The 7,293-nt window shown below is 69.8% G+C and carries 6 protein-coding genes; 4 read left to right on the top strand and 2 right to left on the bottom strand.

The window, feature by feature from the left end:
• Positions 1 to 43: 43 nt before the first annotated feature.
• Together AC07XS_RS15410 and AC07XS_RS15405 are read right to left on the bottom strand one after the other, a co-directional pair.
• Positions 44 to 1,465, bottom strand: coding sequence for a circularly permuted type 2 ATP-grasp protein (locus AC07XS_RS15410; protein WP_182715138.1), 1,422 nt, complete (start codon positions 1,463 to 1,465; stop codon positions 44 to 46).
• Positions 1,466 to 1,720: 255 nt separating this feature from the next.
• Positions 1,721 to 2,926: an FAD-dependent oxidoreductase gene (locus AC07XS_RS15405; RefSeq protein WP_182715139.1), complete on the bottom strand. Its 1,206-nt coding sequence runs from the start codon at positions 2,924 to 2,926 to the stop codon at positions 1,721 to 1,723.
• Positions 2,927 to 3,134: 208 nt separating this feature from the next.
• Between AC07XS_RS15405 and AC07XS_RS15400 the strand changes: the two genes are divergently transcribed.
• From AC07XS_RS15400 to hisB, 4 genes are all read left to right on the top strand, one after another.
• On the top strand, positions 3,135 to 3,425 hold the full coding sequence (locus tag AC07XS_RS15400) for a YerC/YecD family TrpR-related protein (RefSeq protein WP_182715140.1): 291 nt from the start codon (positions 3,135 to 3,137) through the stop codon (positions 3,423 to 3,425).
• 10 nt (positions 3,426 to 3,435) lie between these two features.
• Positions 3,436 to 4,317, top strand: coding sequence for an ATP phosphoribosyltransferase (gene hisG, locus AC07XS_RS15395; protein ID WP_182715141.1), 882 nt, complete (start codon positions 3,436 to 3,438; stop codon positions 4,315 to 4,317).
• A complete protein-coding gene (gene hisD / locus AC07XS_RS15390; RefSeq protein WP_182715142.1) occupies positions 4,317 to 5,636 on the top strand; it encodes a histidinol dehydrogenase in 1,320 nt (439 codons plus the stop codon). Before hisG ends, hisD begins: the two co-directional genes overlap by 1 nt.
• 184 nt (positions 5,637 to 5,820) lie before the next feature.
• Positions 5,821 to 7,245, top strand: coding sequence for an imidazoleglycerol-phosphate dehydratase HisB (gene hisB, locus AC07XS_RS15385; protein WP_182715143.1), 1,425 nt, complete (start codon positions 5,821 to 5,823; stop codon positions 7,243 to 7,245).
• Positions 7,246 to 7,293: the final 48 nt, after the last annotated feature.

Raw genomic sequence — 7,293 nt, 5'->3', positions numbered from 1 at the left:
CTTCGCGGTCCCCCTCCCCCGACGGGGGAGGATTTTCGTCCGATCAAACATCCAGCACCCAGGTGTCCTTGGTTCCGCCGCCCTGGCTGGAGTTGACCACCAGCGACCCCTCCTTCAACGCCACCCGCGTCAGCCCGCCCGGCGCGACCCGCACCCCGGCCGGACTGGACAGGACGAAGGGCCGAAGATCGACGTGGCGCGGCGACAGGGCTCCGCCGTTCAGGGTCGGGGCCGTCGACAGGCTCAGCGTCGGCTGGGCGATGAAGTCGTCGGGATCGGCGATCAGCTTGGCGCGGAAGGCCTCGATCTCGGCCTGGGTCGAGGTGGGCCCCACCAGCATGCCGTAGCCGCCCGATCCACCGACCTCCTTGACCACCAGTTCCGGCAGCTTCTCCAGCACCTCCTTCAGCGCCTCCGGCTCGCGGCAGCGCCAGGTCGGCACATTCTTCAATATGGCGTCCTCGCCGGTGAAGAAGCGGATGATCTCGGGCATATAGGTATAGACGGCCTTGTCGTCGGCCACCCCGGTCCCGACCGCATTGGCCAGGGTCACACGCCCGGCGAAATAGGCCGACATCAGCCCCGGCGCCCCGACCGCCGAATCCGGCATGAAGGTCAGGGGGTCGATGAAGTCGTCGTCGATGCGGCGATAGATGACGTCGACCCGCTTGGGGCCTTCGGTCGTGCGCATATAGACGGTGTCGTCATTGACGAAGAGATCCCCGCCCTCGACCAGTTCGACCCCCAGCTTGTCGGCCAGGAAGCTGTGCTCGTAATAGGCCGAGTTGAACGGCCCCGGCGTCAGGACCACGATGGTCGGGTCCTCGCCCGCCCCCGACGGCGCCGAGGCCTGGAGCGAACGCAGCAGCATGTCGGTATAGATTTCGACCGGCCGCACCGCATGTTCGGCGAACAGGTCGGGGAACAGCCGCATCATCATCTCGCGGTTCTCCAGCATATAGGAGACCCCGGACGGGGTGCGGACATTGTCCTCCAGCACGTAAAAACCGTCCTCGCCCGTGCGGACCAGATCGACCCCGGCGATATGACACCAGACGTCGCCGGGCGGACGCCGCCCCTGCATCTCGGGCCGATAATGCGGATTGGTCAGGATCAGGTCGGCGGGCACGATCCCGGCGCGGATACAGTCCTGCGGCCCGTAGATGTCCTTCAGAAAGGCGTTGATGGCGGTGACCCGCTGCTTCAGCCCCTTCTCCAGACCGCCCCATTCATCAGCGCCGATGATGCGCGGCACGACGTCGAACGGGATCAGCCGCTCGTTGGATTCCTCGTCGCCATAGACGGCGAAGGTCACCCCCATGCGGCGGAAGAACAGCTCCGCCTGGCGCGAGCGCGCCTGCAGCAGATCCGGCGGGGCGTTTTCCAGCCAGGCCGCCAGGGTCTTGTAGCTGTCGCGGATCGCGCCGGATCCGCCGCCGTTCATTTCGTCGAAAGCTCTCGTCATCCGCCCCCGCCGCGTTGAGATCACAGCTTGATCGCGACCCAACGAAAAGCGCAACAGTTTTGTTGCACTGCGGCGAAGCTTCAACAACCAGACCCTCCCCCGCCTGCGGGAGAGGTGGCCCGTCGATCGCGCAGCGATCCAGGGTCGGAGAGTGAAGTTCTGCTCAAAGCAAGAAGACTTCCCCCATCGCCAGGCGTGTCGCTTCGCGCCACGGCCTGACACTTCCCCCGCAAGCGGTGGAAGGTCGGGTAAAAATCACACCCCCACCGCCTTCATCGAAACCGAGACGTCCGCCAGCTTGGCCGGATCCACCGGCGTCGCCTTTCCGATCAGCTGTTTGCCCGCCATGAACTCCGGCGGAGCATTGACCGCCTCGACGCAGACCACCCGGTCGCCGTTCAGGTGAAACACCGCAAATCCCCCCGCCGACGGATCGCCCCGCACCACCTGACGGTCCGCCTCGAACGGCAGGCCCGCGATCTGAAGTTTGAAGTCGTACTGATCGGACCAGAACCACGGCACCTCCGGCGCTGGCCCCGGTCGCCCGACGATGGCAGCCGCCGCCTGTTTGGCCTGTTCCAGGGCGTTGGGCACGCTCTCCAGCCGGTGCGAGACCCCGCCGTGCACGGGAATCGGCCGGCGCGTCATGTCGCCGACGGCGAAGATGGCCGGATCGCTGGTCCGCGCCTGATCGTCCACCACCACCCCGTCGTCGCAGCGCAGGCCCGCCGACCGCGCCAGGCTTTCGCCGGCCAGCGCCCCGACCCCGACCAGTACCGCATCCGCCTGCACCGTCGACCCGTCGGCCAGGGTCACGCCGTCATGGGCGACCGCGACCACCTCGGCGCCCGTGATGATCTCCACCCCCCGCGCCCGGTGCTGGGCGGTGAAGAAGGCCGACAGGGTCTCCGACGCCACCCGCGCCAGCACGCGCGGCGCCCGTTCGATCACCACCGCCTCGGCGCCCAAGGCGCGGGCCGAGGCCGCCGCCTCCAGACCCACATAGCCGCCGCCGACCACCGCCAGCCGTTTGCCCGGCCCCAGCACGGCCTTCAGCCGCTCGGCGTCCTTCAGCGTCCTCAGCTCCAGCAGGTCGGGATGGTCCCCGCCCGGAACCGGCAGTTTGCGCGCCGTCGATCCCGTCGCCAGCACCAGGACGTCATAGGGTTCGCTCGAGCCGTCGTGGAAGGCGACCGTCTTCGCCTCCGGGTCCACCGACACGGCGACAGTCGAGGGTCGAAACGCGATCCCCTGCTCCTGATAGAAGCTCAGCGGCCGCAGCAGCAGCGCCTCCAGATCCGCCTCCCCCTTCAGCCAGGCCTTGGACAGGGGCGGCCGCTGATAGGGCGGCGCATCCTCCTCGCCGACCAGAACAATGGGGCCTTCATGCCCGTACTGCCGCAGAAAGGCCGCGACGGAGCCGCCGGCGTGGCCGGCGCCGATGATCAGGATCTTGGTCATGGGGGTGATTTAGAGTGGCGAGTGGCGAGTGGCGAGTGGCGAGATAAACGCCCCCGCTTTCAACCGTCGTCCTCGGGGCTGACGAAACCTGGCTGGACCGCACAAGGCGCCGTCTTAAAACTCGCCACTCGCCACTCGCCACTCGCCACTCGCCACTCGCCACTAATCGCCCTTGACCGTTCCACTGTTACATCATAGTGGAACGCGCATGACGACCCCGCCCGCCCGCGACGCCCTCTACGACGCCCTGCTGTCGATGCAGACGCGCGCCGAGATGGACGCCTTTCTGGCCGACCTGTGCACCCCGGCGGAACTGCGCGCCTTCGCCGAGCGCTGGCAGGTGGCGCGCCTGCTCGACGCCGGCGGCAAATCCTATCGCGAGATCGCGGTCGAGGCCCACGCCAGCCCCACCACCGTCGTCCGCGTCGCCCGTTACCTCAAAGACATGCCGCACCAGGGCTACCGCATCGCCCTGGACCGCCTGAAGAACACGAACTGAGTATCCGAACATGAGCACTGTCCAGGGCCGGCTTCGCATCGCCGTCCAGAAATCCGGCCGTCTGGCCGACCGCAGCCTCGACCTGATCCGCGACGCGGGTCTGAAATGGGTCAAGGGCCACAACGACCTGCTGTATCGGGTCGAGAACTATCCGATCGACCTGTTGCGCGTCCGCGACGACGACATCCCCACCTTCGTGGCCGACGGCGTCTGCGACCTGGGGATCGTCGGCGAGAACGTGCTGGAGGAAGGCCGCAACGGCGGTCCCAATGCGTCGGTCGTCATGCCCCTGGGCTTCGGCCGCTGCACCCTGAAGATCGCTGCGCCCCCGACCCTGGCCTATGAAGGCCCGGCCTCGCTGGAGGGCCTGCGGATCGCCACCTCCTATCCCAAGATCCTGCGCCGCTTCCTGGACGAGCGGGGGGTCAAGGCCGACATCGTCGTCATGCGCGGCGCCGTCGAGGTCGCGCCCCGGCTGAAACTGGCCGCCGCCATCTGCGACCTGGTCTCGACCGGCGCGACGCTGGAGGCCAACGGCCTGGGCGCCAAGGACACGGTGCTGGAAAGCCAGGCCGTGCTGATCCAGTCCCCCGTCGCCCCCGAACCCGACCTGCAGCACCTGCTGGACAGCATCATCGAGCGAATGGCCGGGGTCGTGTCGTCCCAGGGCGCCAAATACGTCATGCTGAACGCCCCGCGCGCGGCGCTGGACGAAATCACCGCCATCCTGCCGGGCGCCGGTTCGCCCACCGTCATGCCCCTGTCGGGCCGCGACGACGCGGTCGCCGTCCACGCCGTCTGCCAGGAGGCCGTCTTCTGGGAGACGCTGGAGAAGCTGAAGGCCGCCGGCGCCTCGGCCATACTGGTCCTGCCCATCGAGAAGATGATGTGATGACCACGGCCTTCAAACGTATCGACTGGTCTTCCCTCGACGCCGCCGGCAAGACGGCGGCCCTGGCCCGCCCGGCCCAGCGCACCGCCGGCGACGTCACCGAGGTGGTCCGCGCCATTCTGGACGACGTGCGCGCGCGCGGCGGCGCGGCCGTCACCGACTGGTGCCAGAAGCTGGACAGGGCCCCGCCCCGCCGCATCGCCATCACGCCGGAAGCCGTGGCCGAGGCCCGCAACGCCCTGCCCCCAGCCGACGTCCGCGCCCTGCGGATGGCGGCCGACAATATCCGCGTCTTCCACCAGGCGACCCGGCCGGAGGACACCGACTTCGTCGAGACCACGCCCGGCGTCCGCTCCAAACTGGCCTGGCGTCCGATCGCCTCGGCCGGTCTCTACATCCCCGGCGGCACCGCTCCCCTCTTCTCCTCGCTTCTGATGCTGGCCATTCCGGCCGGGGTCGCGGGCGTGGGCCGGCGCGTCGCCGTAACACCGCCTGACAAGACTGGCGGCGTCCACCCCGCCATGATCCTGGCCGCCGCCGAGGCCGAGCTGGACGCGATCTGGCTGATGGGCGGGGCCCAGGCCATCGCCGCCCTGACCTTCGGCGTCGAACTGGAGGACGGCGTCATCCCCGCCTGCGACAAGCTGTTCGGCCCCGGAAACGCCTACGTCGCCGAGGCCAAGAAACAGGCGTCGGCCCTGCCCGGCGGTCCCGCCGTCGACATGCCCGCCGGCCCGTCCGAGCTGATGGTCGTCGTCGACCGCGACGCCGCGCCCGAGATCGCCGCCGCCGACCTGCTGAGCCAGGCCGAGCACGACGCCGACGCGCAAGTTCTCCTGGTCTCCACCAGCCGCGCCACCATCGACTATATTCTGACCGAGGTGGAGGCCCAGGTGGCGACCCTGCCGCGCGAGGCCGTCGCCCGCGCCTCGCTGAACGAGGCCCGCGCCGTCCTGGTGCGCGACCTCGACGCCGCCTGCGAGGTGATCAACCTCTACGGCCCCGAACACCTTGCGCTTCAGGTGGACGATCCCGAGGCCCTGCTCCCCGCCGTCAAGGCCGCCGGCGCCGTCTTCGTCGGCCGGTTCGCGGCCGAGACCCTGGGCGACTACGCCGCCGGCCCCAGCCACGTCCTGCCGACCGACGGCGGCGCCCGCACCCTGGGCGGCGTCACCACTTCCAGCTTCATGACCACCATGTCGGTCCAGCTGGTCACCGAGGCCGGCGCCCGCGCCCTGGCCCCCATCGCCGCCCGCCTGGCCCGGATGGAGGGCTTGGAAGCCCACGCCCGCGCGGCGGATCTGAGGAGCGAGGGATGAGGGCCGCCTTTAAAGACCCTCTCCCGCTTGCGGGAGAGGTGGCCCGTCGTTCGCGCAGCGAACCAGGGTCGGAGAGGGGCGTTTCGCCAAGTCGCAGAACTCCCCCCATCGTCAGGCGTGTCGCTTCGCGCCACGACCTGACACTTCCCCCGCAAGCGGGGGAAGATCATAGCGGAGCCGCCCTATGACCCTGCCCGCCCCCTATCCCCCGCTGGTCTCCGGCGGCGAGGGCCTGGACCGCTATCCCGGCGACGCCCTGGCCTTGGCCGCCCGTATGGCCGCGATCTACGCCGTGCCCGCCGGCCAGATCCTGCCGGTGCGCGGCCTGACCCATGGGCTGGAGCTGGCCTACCGCCTCGCCGCCCGCGACGGCGGTTCGGTCGAGGCGCCGAAGGCCGAGCCCTATGACCGTCTCGCCGCCATCTATCCGGCCAGGGGCGAGGTCGCGGCCGTGGTCGTCCGCGCCCTGGGCTCGCCCGAGGCCGTCGCCGAAATGGCCGCCCGCGTCGCCCCCGCCCTGCTGGTGGTGGACGAGGGCCTGATCGAATTCTCCGACAGCGTCTCCGCCGCCACCGTCGTGGCCGATCAGCCCAACCTGGTCGTGCTGCGCAGCCTGTCCCTGGCCTATGGCCTGGCCGGCGCCCGCGTCGGCGCCGCCATCGCCCAGGCCCCGACCCTGGCCCGCCTCGCCTCGGTGCTGGAGCCCTACGCCCTGCCCGAGCCCCTGGTGCGGCTGGCGCTTCAGGCCCTGGATCCGTCGCGGATGATCGAGACCGCGGAGCGGATCGCCTCGGTCCGGCGCGAGCGCGAGCGGCTGGCCCGCGAACTGGGCCGCGACCTGACGATCGAGCCCGGCGTCGGCCCCATTCTGATGGCCCGGCCGCAAGACCCCGCCGCCGCCCTGGCCGCTCTGAAGACCTATGGGATCGAGGCCGACCTGTCCGGCGACCGGTTGCGGCTGCCCGTCTCGATCAAGCCCGAGGTCAACGACCGGCTGCTGGCCGCCTTCGGCCTGACGCCCGCCAAGCGCCGTCCGGCCCGCCTCGGCCAGGCCGTGCGCGATACGAAAGAGACCCGCATCGTCTGCGCCGTCGATCTGGACGCCCCCGGCCCGATCAAGATCGAGACCGGCGTCGGCTTCTTCGACCATATGCTGGAGCAGATCGCGGCCCACGGCGGCTTCTCCCTGCGGCTGCAGTGCGAGGGCGACCTGCACACCGACCCCCACCACACCATCGAGGACAGCGCCATCGCCCTGGGCCAGGCGCTGAAACAGGCGCTGGGCGAGCGTAAGGGAATCGCCCGCTACGGCTTCGTCCTGCCGATGGACGAGGCCAATGCGACGGTCTCCATCGACCTGTCCGGCCGGCCCTATCCGCTGTTCGAAGGGGCGTTCGAGACGCCCTTCATCGGCGACTACCGCACCGACCTGACCGCCCACGTCTTCCGCTCGCTGGCCGAGGCCATGGGCGCCGCCGTCCACATCAAGGTCACAGGCCAGGACGACCACCACAAGACCGAGGCCGTCTATAAAGCCTTCGGCCGAGCGCTCCGTCAGGCCATCCGGGTCGAGGGCGATGCGGTGCCGAGCACGAAGGGGGTGTTGTGATGAAATCCTCCCCCCTTGGGGGAGGGGGGCCCCCCCGCAGGGTGGTGG

The organism is Brevundimonas sp. GW456-12-10-14-LB3 (assembly GCF_059424365.1).
This window is presented reverse-complemented; position numbering and strand designations above follow the sequence as displayed.

Excerpts from the sequence above, each read along its gene's own strand:
- AC07XS_RS15410 (WP_182715138.1), bottom strand. The coding sequence starts at position 1,465 with ATGACGAGAGCTTTCGACGAAATGAACGGCGGCGGATCCGGCGCGATC.
- AC07XS_RS15405 (WP_182715139.1), bottom strand. The coding sequence starts at position 2,926 with ATGACCAAGATCCTGATCATCGGCGCCGGCCACGCCGGCGGCTCCGTC.
- AC07XS_RS15400 (WP_182715140.1), top strand. The coding sequence starts at position 3,135 with ATGACGACCCCGCCCGCCCGCGACGCCCTCTACGACGCCCTGCTGTCG.
- hisG (WP_182715141.1), top strand. The coding sequence starts at position 3,436 with ATGAGCACTGTCCAGGGCCGGCTTCGCATCGCCGTCCAGAAATCCGGC.
- hisD (WP_182715142.1), top strand. The coding sequence starts at position 4,317 with ATGACCACGGCCTTCAAACGTATCGACTGGTCTTCCCTCGACGCCGCC.
- hisB (WP_182715143.1), top strand. The coding sequence starts at position 5,821 with ATGACCCTGCCCGCCCCCTATCCCCCGCTGGTCTCCGGCGGCGAGGGC.